We start from the raw sequence: 12,630 nt of genomic DNA on the forward strand, positions 1-12,630 counted from the left end.
CAAAGCGGGCGGGAAAGGTCAGCCGATGCGAACCGGTCCCGAAACCTGATCCACGCCGGTCGCCAGCCACAGGACGCGGCGACGATCCACAGGTCCGGGCAGGATCGCCTTGGGCGCATGGGCGAATCCGAACCGCTCGAAATAGGCCGCGTCCCCGACCAACAGCACCCCGCCGACATCCAACGTCCGCGCCTGGTCCAGACAGGCCTGCACCAGTTCGGCGCCCAGGCCGTCGCTGCGTCGGCCGGCATCCACCGCGATGGGGCCGAGGAACAGGGCCGCAGTTTCACCGACCGTGACGGGCCACAGCCGCACCGAGCCGATCACCCGCCCGTCCAGCCGCGCGACGAAACCCACAGCGGCGTGGGAGCCCTCGCGTAGGCGCTCGGCCGTCTTGGCGAACCGGCCCGGCCCAAAGGCGGCCATGACCAGGGCTTCCACGCCTTCGGCGTCGGCCGGTGTCTCGGCTTCGATCCGGCTCAGGGCCGCAGGTATGGCGAGGGCGTGCGGCATCGGCGCTCCAACAAGCGCGGGCACCTAGAAGCAAAGCTGCGCCAAATCAAGGCGCGGTTCGATGACAGTTAGCCCGCCTTGGAAAAGTCCGGCGCCCGCTTTTGGGTGAAGGCCATGAAGGCTTCCATGGCCTCCGGGCTCTTCATCTGCGAACCGAACGCCTCGCCCTCGCGCTGCATCAGCGCCCACAGGCCCTCCGCGTCACGCATCAGCCGCTTGGTCTTGCGGATGGAGTTGGGCGCACGTGCCGCCACTCGCGCCGCCAGCTCCGCCGCCGTCGCCTCGACCTGATCGGCCGGAACCGCCCGGTTGGCGATGCCCCAGGCCATGGCAGTCTTGCCGTCCAACGGCTCGCCCAGAGCGAACAGTTCAAAGGCCCGCTGATGGCCGATCACGGCCGGCAGCAGCAGGCTGGACGCCGCCTCGGGCGCCAGGGCCAGGTTGACAAAGGGCACCGACAACAGGGCGTCCTCGGCCACCACCACCAGATCGCAGTGCAGCAGCATGGTCAGGCCGATCCCGACCGCCCGCCCCTTCACCGCCGCCACGGCCGGTTTGTCCAGGTCCGCCAGCGCCTTCAGGAAACGGAACACCGGCATCTCGCCCGGTCCCGCACCCTGCGATCCCAAGGCGATGAAATCCTGAATGTCGTTGCCGGCCGAAAAGCTGTCGCCCTCGGCGCGAAGCAGCAGCACCCGCACGGCGTCGTCAGTACGCGCCCGCTCAGTCGCCTCGGCCAGGGCCGAATACATGGCCTGGGTGATGGCGTTCTTCTTGTCAGCCCGGTCTAGCGTCAGGGTCAGAACGCCTTCGACCAGTTCGCTGCGGATATGTTCGCTCACGTCGTTTCCTCGTCCTGTGCGACGGTGGTCCACCAGTCGACGCCGTTCTCGTCCCGCGTCCGCGTGGCGCGGCCGCGTCGTTCCAGATAGTTCAGGTGCGCCTGAGCCTCGCCCGTGGCCATGCCCAGCACACCGTCCCCGACCGCCCGACCGAACACGGCCGGGAAGCCGTCGATGACCCTAGACGGTTGACGCAACGTCCGCTCAAGCCGTTTCAGCGCCACCTCGTGTCCACGCTTCAGCGCATCAAGCCGCGCATGGACGCCATAGAAGGGCTCGCCATGCGCCGGCAGAATGAACGCGCCTTCCGGAAGCAGCACCCTCAGCTTCGCCAGCGAGTCCATCCAGTCGCCAAGCGGATCGGCCTGCGGCTCCGTAGACCAGACCGACACGTTCGACGATATGCGCGGCAAAATCTGGTCCCCGGCGATAAAAACGTCGTCCGATCGCCGCCACAGGCAGACATGCTCCGGGCTGTGGCCCGACCCGATCACCACGATCCAGTCGTCGCCGTCGATGCGCAGGGCATCGCCGTCGGATAGCCGGCGGTAGCTGCGTGGCATCGGACTGACACCCTTGGCGAACCCGCCATAGTCCGCGCGCCAGCGTTCGATCTGCGCCTCGTCCCACCCCGCCGCGCGATAGAAGACCTCGCCGTTGGCCGGCGCATCGCCCGCCTGCTCGGCCATCAGCATTCGGCCGGTGATATATTCGATCTGCGACATCAGCAGGGGCGCGCCCGTCCGTTCGCACAGCCATCCCGCCAGGCCGATATGGTCGGGATGCATGTGGGTGCAGATAAGCCGCGTCACCGGTCGGTCCTCGAAAGCCCTCCCCAGCGCCGCTTCCCAGGCGGCGACCGAACCGCGCGTGTTCAATCCCGTGTCGATCAAGACCCAGCCTTCGCCGTCACGGATCGCATAGACGTTCACATGATCCAGCTGGAACGGCAGGGTGAAGCGCAGCCACAGCACCCCGCGCGCGACCTCTATCGCCTCGCCGGGGAGCGGCACGGTGTCAACCGGATAGGTCAGGCCACGAGCCGCCTCCCTCTTTGAAAGTGCCGCCGCATCGTCCGCCAAGTGGGTCTCCAATCGAAACTATCCAACACTATGCCGTTCTTCGTCACCGCGTCCACCCGCTGCCTTGACCCCGCCCGAATAGACCGCCACGAAGCCTGCAGCGTCCCAATTTCCGAGGTATCCTCATGAAAGCCCGCTTCGCCGCCGCCCTCGCGGCGCTGATGTTCAGCGCAATCTCCATCGTCCCCGCCGCCGCACAGACCACGCGGCAAACCGATGACAGCGGCCGGCCAGTGGCCACGGAAGGCTCTTCCCGAGCGGGCGCCGGCCGCAGCCGTCGCGATCGCCAACCCGCCGCGCCGTCGCCGGAACAGATCCTGGCCGCCGCGCAGGAACAAGCCACCCTCGGCAACACCAATTGTCAGGTCACCGAAGCCAAGCTGCTGGGCACGACGACCGAGCAGACTTCGGTCTACGAAATGGCCTGCGCCGCCGGCCCCGGCTACATCATCGAATCCAAGACTCCGCCGGTCGTGACCGACTGCGTCATCCTGGCGGACTCGGCTACGAAAATGCGCGCTGCCAACCCGGAAGCCGAAGTCGGCCCGCAATGCACGATCGCGGCGAACACGGACACACAGAAGTTCCTTCGCGAATATGCTCAACAGGCCGGCGTTGCCTGCACAGTCGATGAGGTGAAGGTGCTGGGCCGCGCCACCGACGGCGGCATCGCCTATGAGGTCGGCTGTTCCGACGCGGCGGGCTTCTGGATCAAGAACCTGAACAACGCCTGGTCCAAGACGCCCTGCATCCAGGTGCTGGCCGAAAGCGGAACCTGCGCCTTCACCACCACGGCCGAGAACGCCGGCTACGTGAAGACCCTGCTAGCCGGTTCCGAGGCCGCGCCCTGCGACGTGACCGAAGCCCGCCTGATGGGCCGCAACGCCAACGGCGTCTTCTATGAAGCCAAGTGTGACGGCGCCGATGGCGTCATCGCCCGTCTGAACGCCGAGAATGCGGTTAAGCAGGTCTATCCCTGCGCCACCGCCCAAGCCATCGGCGGCGGCTGCAAGCTGACGACGGCTCCGGCCGCGGCGGCTGCACCGGCCGGTGGTCGCCCGTAAGCCAGCCAAAGACCTGATGAAGGGGCCGTCGGAGCGATCCGGCGGCCCTTTTCTTTTGCACCCTCTTTCGCGAACCCGTGACGCAGCCTAGCGTCGCCGTCATGCGCATCGCCACCTGGAACGTGAACTCCGTCAACGCCCGCCTGCCCACCGTGCTGGCCTGGCTGGAACAGGCCGCCCCCGACGTCGCCTGTTTCCAGGAGATCAAATGCGTGGACGAGAAGTTCCCGCGCGAGGCCTTCGAGAGCTTGGGCTACAATGTCGAGACCCACGGCCAGAAGAGCTACAACGGCGTCGCCCTGCTGTCGAAATACCCGCTGTCCGATATCCGGCGCGGCCTGCCCGGCGACGATGCGGACGAACAGGCCCGCTATATCGAGGCCCTGGTCGAGGCGCCCCGACCGATCCGCGTCGGGGCCATCTATCTGCCGAACGGCAATCCGATCGGGACCGAGAAGTTCGCCTACAAGCTGGCCTGGTTCGAGCGCCTGAACCGCCACGCCCGCGACCTGATGGCGTTCGAGGAGCCGCTGGCCCTGTGCGGCGACTACAATGTCATCCCCGAGGCCGAGGACGCCAAAAATCCTGCCGCCTGGACCGACGATGCCCTGTTCCAGCCGCAGAGCCGCCAAGCCTTCCGCGCGCTCAAGAACCTGGGCTTGGCGGACGCGCACGAGATCGGCGGCGAGCCCGCCGGCACCTACAGCTTCTGGGACTATCAGGCCGGCGCCTGGCAGCGCGACCACGGCATCCGCATCGACTTCGCCCTGCTGTCCCCCCAGGCCGCCGACCGGTTCCGGGGCATCGAGACTCACCGCGACGCCCGCGACATGGAAAAGCCCAGCGACCACGTTCCCGTGGTTGTCGATCTCGATCTCGCCAGAGACGGGGAGGCCTGACGCCCATGGCCGACGCCTTGCGGGTGGTTCTGCTGATCGCCCTGGCGGCGGCCCTGCTGACGACGCTGGCCCTGGCCCTGTCGTGGTGGATGGAGCCGCCGCGTCGCCTGCACCGCGCCATGCTCAAGACCCTGGGCGCCGCGCCCGAGGTCGAGGCCCTGTCGCCGGGCGAGGGTCGCGCCTGCGCGCTGAACTTCGACATCGAACAGGTGGTCGTGCTGTGGGCCAACGGCGCCCACGGCCTGGTCTATGCTTTCGACGAGGTCGATGGCGGCGAGATCATCGTCGATGGTCATGTGGTCGCCCGCGTCCGTCGGGGCGAGGTGCGAAAGTCGCTGGATGTCCTGGCCCCCGACGCCGAACAGGTGGTGCTGCGTCTGATGTTCGCCGACGCCCGCCATCCCGAGTTCGAACTGGCCCTGTGGGACGCCGCCCTGCCCGCCCAGACCGGCTCGCCCGGCGAAGCGCTGCGCCTGGGCCGACGCTGGCTGTCGCATCTGGAAGCCCTGCTGAAGGGTTGAGACGCGACAGGGCCTTTCGGTCGCCGCGATGGGGCGCTAGAAGCCCCGCTCACTCCTGAAGACATGCCTTTATCAAGGAGGCCGCCTTGGCCCGCCTTTTCGACGCCTATATCGTCGCCGACTGGACCGCCGCCGAAACCAAGAAGCTCGGCGACACCTCGCTGTGGATCGGCGTGGCGAAGCGCGACGTACGGTTTCGCCTCTATACCGAGACCCACAATGTCGCGACCCGCGCCGAGGGCGAAGCCCTGCTGGCCTCGATCCTGGCGGATCACAGGAAGCGCGGCGACCGGGTGCTGGTCGGGCTGGACTTCAACTTCGGCTATCCCGTCGGCACGGCGGCGCGGCTGAAGCTGGACGGCGCGTCGGGGCAGGCCCCGTGGCAAGCGATGTGGAAGTTCATCGCGTCGAACATCGTGGACAAGGCCGACAACACCAACAACCGCTATCAGGTCGCGGCCAAGATGAACCGGCTGATGACCGACGAGGCCTGGCCCCTGTGGGGCGCACCGGCCAAACAGGCGCAGCGCTGGCTGACCACGACCAAGCCGCCCGCAGGCTCCGGCGCCGACATCCCCGAATTCCGCGCCACCGAGAACGCGGCACGCAAGGGCCGACTTCAGCCCAAGAGCGTGTGGCAGATGCACGGCGCAGGCGCCGTGGGCGGCCAGACCCTGGTCGGCATCCCGGCCGTGCGTCGGCTGCTGGAAAGCCTCGGCCCGTCCGGCGCCGTCTGGCCCTTCGGCACAGGTTGGCGTGCCTTGACGCCCGACGACGTCGAGCCCCTGTCCGCCCTGGTCGTCGAGGTCTGGCCCTCGATGCACGAGACCAAGCCGAACGAAGGCGAATTCAAGGACCAGGCCCAAGTCCGTTCGACCGCCGAGGCCCTGGCCCGCAGGGACGAGGCCGGCGACCTGACCAAGGCCTTCAGCCCGCCCAAGGACGCCTCGCCCGAGTTGATCGCACAGGTCGAGCAGGAAGAAGGCTGGATCCTGGGCGTCTGAGCCTGTCCGTCAGCCGATCAGGGCCCTCGCCGCCGCGCGCGCCTCGTCGGTGATCTCGGCGCCGGACAGCATCCGGGCGATCTCTTCCTGGCGACGCTGGTCGTCCAGGGTGACGACAGTCGTGGTCGTCACGCCATCGCGGTCGGCCTTCATCACCTTCCAGTGGGCATGGCCGCGCGACGCCACCTGCGGACTGTGGGTCACCACCAGAACCTGGGCGCCGTTCGACAGGCGTTTCAGGCGCGAGCCGACGGCTTCAGCCACGGCCCCGCCGACGCCCTGATCCACCTCGTCGAAGATCATCACCGGCTGGCGCATGTCCTCGCGGCTGGCCAGGGCCGCCTTCATCGCCAGGGCGAAACGGGCCAGTTCGCCCCCGGACGCGATGGCGTCCAGCGGGCCGAAGTCGGTGCCGGCGTTGGTGGCGATCTGGAACCGCACGGTCTCGACCCCGTCCGGGCCGCGCCGGCCCTCAATCGGCTCCAGCGCCACGCGGAACCGCGCCCGCTCCAGCTTCAGCGGACCCAGCTCGCCCATGACGGCGGCGGTCAGGCGCTCGGCCGCCGCCTCGCGCGCCGAGGTCAAGAATTCGGCGGCCAAGTCATAGGATTCGGCCGCTTCCGCCGCCTCGCGCCCCGCATTGGTCAGGGCCTCTTCACCATCTTCGATCAGCCGCAGTTGCTCGCGCAGACGGATGCGCAAGGTCGGCAGGGCATCGACCGTGGTGTTCAGCTTGCGGGCGGCGGCGCGCAGGGCGAACAGGCGTTCCTCGGCCTTGTCCAGTCGGCCCGGCTCATAGTCGAAGGCGGCGGCGGCGGCATCCACGGCGGCGACGGCCTCAGCGGCCTCGACCATGGTGCGGTCGATGGCGTCAACGGCGGCGGACAGTTTCAGGATGACCGGATGATCCCCCTCGGCCCCCGCCTGCCCGGCCCGCTGGCGCGCATGTTCGACGGCGCGAAGGGCCGCGCCCAGCTTTTGGCTCAGCTTGTCGCCGCCCAGCTGGATGCGGGCGTCGGCAAGATCGGCGATGGCCTTTTCCGCCGCGCCCAGCAGCGCCCGTTCGCCCGCCAGTTCCGTTTCCTCATCGGCGCGCGGATCCAGCGCATCCAGCTCGGACAGGTTCAGGCTTATCTCTTCCAGACGCGCGGCGGCGTCGGCGGCCTGGGCCTTCAACTCGGCCAGCCTGGCCTCCGCGGCCTTCAGCTTGATCGAAGCCGCCGCGACCGCCAGCAGTTGCGGCTGAAGACCGCCATAGGCGTCCAGCGAGCCGCGATGGGTGCGCCAGTCCAGCAGGCCGACCGTCTCATGCTGTCCATGCACCTCGACCAAAGCCGCGCCGATCTCGCGCAGGGCCGTCACCCCGGCAGGCTGATCGTTGACATAGGCGCGGCTGCGGCCGTCGGCGCCCAGCACCCGGCGCAGGATCAAATCCTCGCCCGGCCGGACCTCGAACCCCTTCTCGGCGACGAGGGCCAGAAGATCGGGATCGTCGGGCGCGGAGAAGATGGCCGTCGCGACCGCCTGTTTGGCGCCGTTCCTGACCAGACCCGCATCGCCCCGTCCGCCCAGCGCCAGGCCCAGGGCGTCCAGAATGATCGACTTGCCGGCCCCGGTCTCGCCGGTCAGCACGGTCAAGCCGCTCTCGACCTCGAGATCGAGCACGTCCACCAGGACGACATCGCGAAAGGAAAGGGCGGTCAGCATCGCTTCAAGCGCCGGGAGAACGAATCATGACCGACAGAATCCCGACACCGGCGGCATTTCACAAGCCGTTGCGTGATCAGCCCGGAATGATCCGTTGCAGCCAGCTCTCACGCTTGCCCTCGGGCGCCTTGTCCGGCGTCTGGCCATTTTCGGTCAGGAGGGCGTAGGCCTCGGCGTACCAGGGGCTGCCGGGGAAGTTGTAGCCAAGCACCGCGCCATTGCGGGTCGCCTCTTCCTTCAAGCCCAGCTGCAGGTTCACCTCGACCAGACGGTAGAGCGCCTCGGGCGTATGCGAGGTGCGCTGGAAGTCGGGGTTGGCGATGACCGACTTGTAGCGGTTCACGGCCGCCAGCGGCTGGTTGGCGCGCTGATAGTAGCGGCCGATGTTCATTTCCTTGCCGGCCAGCTGATCGTTGACCATGTCGATCTTGACGGCGGCGTCCGACGCATAGGGCGTGCCCGGATAACGGCGCGATACGTCCTTCAGACCCGCGAGGGCGGCGGTGGCGTAACCCTGGTCGCGACCCACGTCGGTGATCTGCTCGAAGTTGCAGACCGCCTTCATGTAGAAGGCGTAGGCGGCCGACGGATTGCCGGGGAACAGCTGGATGAACCTGTCGGCCGCCGCGATGGCGTCGGCGTAGGCGTTGTTCTGATAGTAGGCGTAGACCTGCATCAGGATCGCGCGGCGCGCCCAGTCCGAATAGGGGTGCTGGCGTTCCACTTCCTGGAAATAGTCGACGGCGTCCGACCAACGGCGCTGCTGCAGGCGCTCATAGCCGGTGTTGTACAGGGCTTCGACCGGACGCTCTTCATAGGCGAGGCGCGGGCGCTCTTTGCCTGCGCAGCCTGAAATCGTCACTGCGGCGATCGCCGCGGCCATCAGCACCATGCCGGAACGGAACTTAGAAGCGGACAAGGACGACCCCATGACGTGTGAAGGAAGGCCCTAAGCCGTTCCCCCGGAAACCAACGCGGCGACCTCTAGCACCCGCAACCGAGCCGCGCCATGCCGAGGAAATCTCAGCATACGACTTGCCCTGCCCGGCTCCACTGGTAAAGAGCGCGCCAACCGACCGCCGTTCATGGGGGGCGGATGACGGCGAAAGGATGACCGGCCGATGAAGCTGCTCTCAGGCAACTCCAACCGCGCACTGTCCCAGGCGATCGCCGACCATCTGGATGCGCCGCTCACCAAGGCCCAGGTCAAGCGGTTCGCCGACAACGAGGTCTTCGCCATCATCGAGGAGAACGTGCGCGGCGAGGATGTCTTCATCCTTCAGTCGACCTCCTATCCGGCGAACGACAACCTGATGGAGCTGCTGATTATCACCGACGCCCTGGTGCGAGCCTCGGCGCGGCGGATCACGGCCGTCATCCCCTATTTCGGCTATGCGCGTCAGGATCGTAAGACCGGCGGCCGCACGCCGATCTCGGCCAAACTGGTCGCCAATCTGATCACCCGCGCCGGCGCCGACCGCGTCCTGACGATGGATCTGCACGCGGGCCAGATCCAGGGCTTCTTCGACATTCCGACCGACAATCTGGTGGCCACGCCCGTGCTGGCGCAGGACATCAAGGAAAGATACGCCCGCGGCGACGACCTGATGATCGTCTCTCCCGATGTCGGCGGCGTGGTGCGCGCCCGCTCGCTGGCCAGCCGCCTGGACGCAGACCTGGCCATCGTCGACAAGCGCCGGCCCAAGGCGGGCGAGAGCGAAGTCATGAACATCATCGGCGACGTTCAGGGCCGCCGCTGCATCCTGTTCGACGACATCGTCGATTCGGGAGGCACCCTGGTCAACGCCGCCAAGGCCCTGATCGACCAGGGCGCGACCGAGGTCTCGGCCTATATCAGCCACGGCGTCCTGTCCGGCCCGGCCGTCCAGCGGATCACCGACGGCCCGCTGAAGGAGTTGGTGATCACCAACTCCATCGAGCAACCCCACGAAGTTTTGAACTGCCCGAAAATCCGAACGGTTTCCGTGGCTCCGCTCGTCGGCGAGGCTATCCGACGGATCGCGAACGAGGAATCGGTTTCCAAGCTCTTCGATTAACCTTCGGATAACCATAGGGCCTGCCTTATAAGCGCCAATAGTGTTGGCGCTTTTGCGCGCGTGATCGCCTGAGGAAGTCTCCATGAAATCGGCCCTCCTGAGCCGCGGCCTTTCCGCCGCCGCCCTCGCCGCCGCCGTCCTGCTCGCCAGCTGCGAGAGCGGACCGTCGAAGGCTGAGCTGGAAGCGCAACGTCTTGCGGCGGAGCTGGCCGCCCGCCAGCCCCCGCCCATTTCGCTGAATAAGGACGTGGCGGACGCCGCCTCCATCTACGTCGCCTTCCTGCGCGAGGCCCGCACGATCCAGCCGGGTGGATTCCCCGACGCCGAATCGATCCAGGTCGCCCTGCGCAAGGGCGCATCCTATGATCCCAACCAGTTGTCGCGCGGCCTGATCGCTTATGGCTCGATCATCGCCCTGCAGTCGCCCGAGTTCGTCGCCGGCGTGCGCCAGTACGCCATCGATCCTGTCCAGCGCCAGCAGATGGTCGCCCAGATCATCGCCGATCCGGCCTATGCCGCCACCCTGCCCGGCGCCGACGCCGCCGCCGGCCTGATTTCCAGCACCATCGGCAAGGACGCGATTGCCATGCGCGGCATCGCCGAGGCCATCGAGCAGGACGCCTATACCATCCAGGGCCGCAGCGATCCGCGCCGCAGTTGGGCCATCGTGCCGATCCCGCATCGCGAAGTCCGTCTGGAAAGCGCTAAGACCCTGTCTGACGTGGACATGCTGCCCTCTGCCGACGAAGCCAACCTGCTGTTCGCCGCCGCCAACAGCGGCACGGGCCTAGCTGTCGAACCCTCGCGCAAGGCGCCGCCCTACACGCCTGCCGTGGTTCGTTCGCTGGCCATCGCCGCCCTCGCCGCTCTGGGTTCCGGCGGCGACGAGGCGCGGGTAAATACCGAGGCCCTGACGCGCGAGCCGAACAGCGAGTTCTGCCTCAACATGTCCAAGCTTATGCTGTTCCAGTGCCTGGCCGCCTCGCGCCCCAGCTACGAGGACGTCTTCTGCCTGGGCCGCCACGTGACCCGCGACCTGGCCACCTGCACGACCGAAGCGACCCAGATCACCACCATCATCGTCGGTGATCCCCAGGAAACCGGCGCCGCCCCGGCGCGCACGCCCATCTCGGTCTCGGTTCCTCAGACGCCCGTCCCGGCGGCCGCCGGCACCGCGACCCAGTCGCTGAACACGACGCCGTCCGGCCCGCGCTAAACCGCGTCCAGCACGACAAGGCCCGCCCCGAGCGATCGGAGCGGGCCTTTTTCTTTGGGCGAACGGCCTATTCGTAGCCGTGGGCCGCCTCATTGATCACCTGGGACGGCATGGACGAGAAGTCCACGGCGACCGGCGCTGCGGTCTTGGCCTGATAGGTTCGCAGCACATGGGTCATGCGACGGCGCACCTCTCGCTCGGCCTCCGTGCCGGTGTCGAGCGCCAGGGGCGCCAGGCAGAAATCGATGATGGCTTCGGTTCGGGTCAGCGGTTCCATTGTGTGGTTCCTTTCCTGGATTAAGCCGCGTGGGTGAACTGGGCGGTCTCGGTCGAGTCCTTCAGCGCCGTCGTGGACGACTGACCGTTGGAAATGACCGTGGCGACCTGGTCGAAATATCCGGTGCCGACTTCGCGCTGGTGACGCGTGGCGGTGTAGCCGATGGCCTCGTTGGCGAACTCGCGCTGTTGCAGCTCCGAATAGGCCGCCATGCCGCGATCGCGATAACCGTCCGCCAGCTCGAACATGGAGTTGTTCAGGCTGTGGAAGCCCGCCAGGGTCACGAACTGGAACTTGTAGCCCATGGCCCCCAGCTCGCGCTGGAACTTGGCGATGGTGGCGTCGTCCAGCTTGGCCTTCCAATTGAAGGACGGCGAACAGTTGTAGGCCATCAGCTTGCCCGGGTGCTGCTTCTGCACGGCCTCGGCGAACTTCTTCGCGTCATCCAGATCGGGGTGCGAGGTCTCCCACCACAACAGGTCGGCGATGTTGGCATAGGACAGGCCGCGCGCGATGCAGTGGTCCAGGCCCGTGCCCTCCTTCAGGCGGAAGAAGCCCTCCGGCGTGCGGTTATCGCGGTCGATGAAGGGCTGGTCCCGCTCGTCGATGTCAGATGTGATCAGTTGGGCGCTTTCGGCGTCGGTACGTGCGACCGTAATGGTCGGCGTGCCCATGACGTCGGCGGCCAGACGCGCGGCGACCAGATTGCGCTCGTGCGCCTGGGTCGGGATCAGCACCTTGCCGCCCAGGTGGCCGCACTTCTTCTCGGACGCCAGCTGGTCCTCGAAGTGGACACCGGCGGCGCCCGCCTCGATGAAGGCCTTCATGATCTCGAAGCTGTTCAGCGGCCCGCCGAAGCCGGCCTCCGCATCCGCGACGATGGGCGCGAACCAGTCGCGCTTGGCCCCGCCCTCGGCGTGTTCGATCTGGTCGGCGCGCTGCAGGGTCCGGTTGATGCGGCGGCACAGCTCCGGCGCGGCGTTGGCCGGGTACAGCGACTGGTCGGGATACATGGCCCCGGCCGTATTGGCGTCGGCCGCGACCTGCCAGCCCGACAGATAGATGGCCTTCAGCCCGGCCCGGACCATCTGCATGGCCTGGTTGCCGGTGACGGCGCCCAGAGCGTTGATGAAGGGTTCGTCGTGCAGAAGCTGCCAAAGGCGATTGGCGCCGCGTTCAGCCAGCGTGTGGGTGACTGGCACCGAACCACGCAGGCGCAGAACGTCCTCCGGGGTGTAGGGGCGCTCGATGCCGTCGAAACGGCCGGCAGGCGATGGAACCAGGTCAGCGAAGGTGGTCATGGTCGAACTCGGTCTCTGATGGGCGCGGCCGCAGCCGCCGTCTCAGGGACAAGAACACGTAGCGGTCAAAACTGACACAGCTCGAGCCACAACAACAAAGTCATCTTGTCATAATATGACTTTCTATATCGGTCATGTTATGACATC

13 protein-coding genes are annotated in these 12,630 nt (G+C 67.2%); 6 read left to right on the plus strand and 7 right to left on the minus strand.

What is annotated here, in order from left to right; genetic code table 11:
* Positions 1-18: 18 nt before the first annotated feature.
* From ACZZZD_RS05650 to ACZZZD_RS05660, 3 genes are all read right to left on the minus strand, one after another.
* A complete protein-coding gene (locus ACZZZD_RS05650; RefSeq protein WP_463433410.1) occupies positions 19-513 on the minus strand; it encodes a GNAT family N-acetyltransferase in 495 nt (164 codons plus the stop codon).
* Between the two features lie 68 nt (positions 514-581).
* Entirely contained in the window at positions 582-1,355 is a 774-nt protein-coding gene (locus ACZZZD_RS05655) for an enoyl-CoA hydratase (RefSeq protein ID WP_463433412.1), read from the minus strand.
* Positions 1,352-2,368 carry an MBL fold metallo-hydrolase gene (locus ACZZZD_RS05660; RefSeq protein WP_463433414.1) on the minus strand — a complete coding sequence of 339 codons (1,017 nt, stop codon included), beginning with the start codon at positions 2,366-2,368 and terminating at the stop codon, positions 1,352-1,354. Before ACZZZD_RS05660 ends, ACZZZD_RS05655 begins: the two co-directional genes overlap by 4 nt.
* A gap of 194 nt (positions 2,369-2,562) precedes the next feature.
* Between ACZZZD_RS05660 and ACZZZD_RS05665 the strand changes: the two genes are divergently transcribed.
* The 4 genes from ACZZZD_RS05665 (at position 2,563) to ACZZZD_RS05680 (ending at position 5,925) form a co-directional block, all read left to right on the plus strand.
* Complete coding sequence (locus ACZZZD_RS05665) at positions 2,563-3,501, plus strand: hypothetical protein (RefSeq protein WP_463433416.1); 939 nt, start codon at positions 2,563-2,565, stop codon at positions 3,499-3,501.
* Positions 3,502-3,602: 101 nt separating this feature from the next.
* Positions 3,603-4,400: an exodeoxyribonuclease III gene (gene xth, locus ACZZZD_RS05670; RefSeq protein WP_463436090.1), complete on the plus strand. Its 798-nt coding sequence runs from the start codon at positions 3,603-3,605 to the stop codon at positions 4,398-4,400.
* A 5-nt stretch (positions 4,401-4,405) separates the two neighbouring features.
* A complete protein-coding gene (locus ACZZZD_RS05675; protein ID WP_463433418.1) occupies positions 4,406-4,921 on the plus strand; it encodes a hypothetical protein in 516 nt (171 codons plus the stop codon).
* 86 nt (positions 4,922-5,007) lie between these two features.
* Complete coding sequence (locus ACZZZD_RS05680) at positions 5,008-5,925, plus strand: cobalamin biosynthesis protein CbiG (protein WP_463433420.1); 918 nt, start codon at positions 5,008-5,010, stop codon at positions 5,923-5,925.
* 9 nt (positions 5,926-5,934) lie between these two features.
* Here the strand turns inward: ACZZZD_RS05680 and recN are convergent, their stop codons facing one another.
* Together recN and ACZZZD_RS05690 are read right to left on the minus strand one after the other, a co-directional pair.
* Complete coding sequence (gene recN, locus ACZZZD_RS05685; RefSeq protein ID WP_463433422.1) at positions 5,935-7,632, minus strand: DNA repair protein RecN; 1,698 nt, start codon at positions 7,630-7,632, stop codon at positions 5,935-5,937.
* A gap of 76 nt (positions 7,633-7,708) precedes the next feature.
* The gene (locus tag ACZZZD_RS05690) at positions 7,709-8,563 is read right to left on the minus strand and encodes an outer membrane protein assembly factor BamD (protein ID WP_463433424.1); all 855 of its coding nucleotides are present in this window, start codon (positions 8,561-8,563) and stop codon (positions 7,709-7,711) included.
* 190 nt (positions 8,564-8,753) lie between these two features.
* Here ACZZZD_RS05690 and ACZZZD_RS05695 point away from each other — a divergent pair, with 190 nt between their 5' ends.
* A complete protein-coding gene (locus ACZZZD_RS05695; protein ID WP_135193234.1) occupies positions 8,754-9,689 on the plus strand; it encodes a ribose-phosphate pyrophosphokinase in 936 nt (311 codons plus the stop codon).
* Between the two features lie 82 nt (positions 9,690-9,771).
* Positions 9,772-10,905, plus strand: a complete 1,134-nt coding sequence (locus ACZZZD_RS05700) for a hypothetical protein (RefSeq protein ID WP_463433427.1) — start codon at positions 9,772-9,774, stop codon at positions 10,903-10,905.
* A 67-nt stretch (positions 10,906-10,972) separates the two neighbouring features.
* Here the strand turns inward: ACZZZD_RS05700 and ACZZZD_RS05705 are convergent, their stop codons facing one another.
* Positions 10,973-11,182, minus strand: coding sequence for a hypothetical protein (locus ACZZZD_RS05705; RefSeq protein WP_087121723.1), 210 nt, complete (start codon positions 11,180-11,182; stop codon positions 10,973-10,975).
* A 20-nt stretch (positions 11,183-11,202) separates the two neighbouring features.
* Complete coding sequence (aceA, locus tag ACZZZD_RS05710) at positions 11,203-12,483, minus strand: isocitrate lyase (RefSeq protein ID WP_463433431.1); 1,281 nt, start codon at positions 12,481-12,483, stop codon at positions 11,203-11,205.
* Positions 12,484-12,630 lie beyond the last annotated feature (147 nt).

The organism is Brevundimonas sp. AC546 (assembly GCF_979258305.1).

Coding starts and splice junctions, on each gene's coding strand:
- ACZZZD_RS05650 (WP_463433410.1), bottom strand. CDS start 513: ATGCCGCACGCCCTCGCCATACCTGCGGCCCTGAGCCGGATCGAAGCC.
- ACZZZD_RS05665 (WP_463433416.1), top strand. CDS start 2,563: ATGAAAGCCCGCTTCGCCGCCGCCCTCGCGGCGCTGATGTTCAGCGCA.
- xth (WP_463436090.1), top strand. CDS start 3,603: ATGCGCATCGCCACCTGGAACGTGAACTCCGTCAACGCCCGCCTGCCC.
- ACZZZD_RS05675 (WP_463433418.1), top strand. CDS start 4,406: ATGGCCGACGCCTTGCGGGTGGTTCTGCTGATCGCCCTGGCGGCGGCC.
- recN (WP_463433422.1), bottom strand. CDS start 7,632: ATGCTGACCGCCCTTTCCTTTCGCGATGTCGTCCTGGTGGACGTGCTC.
- ACZZZD_RS05690 (WP_463433424.1), bottom strand. CDS start 8,563: ATGGGGTCGTCCTTGTCCGCTTCTAAGTTCCGTTCCGGCATGGTGCTG.
- ACZZZD_RS05695 (WP_135193234.1), top strand. CDS start 8,754: ATGAAGCTGCTCTCAGGCAACTCCAACCGCGCACTGTCCCAGGCGATC.
- ACZZZD_RS05700 (WP_463433427.1), top strand. CDS start 9,772: ATGAAATCGGCCCTCCTGAGCCGCGGCCTTTCCGCCGCCGCCCTCGCC.
- ACZZZD_RS05705 (WP_087121723.1), bottom strand. CDS start 11,182: ATGGAACCGCTGACCCGAACCGAAGCCATCATCGATTTCTGCCTGGCG.
- aceA (WP_463433431.1), bottom strand. CDS start 12,483: ATGACCACCTTCGCTGACCTGGTTCCATCGCCTGCCGGCCGTTTCGAC.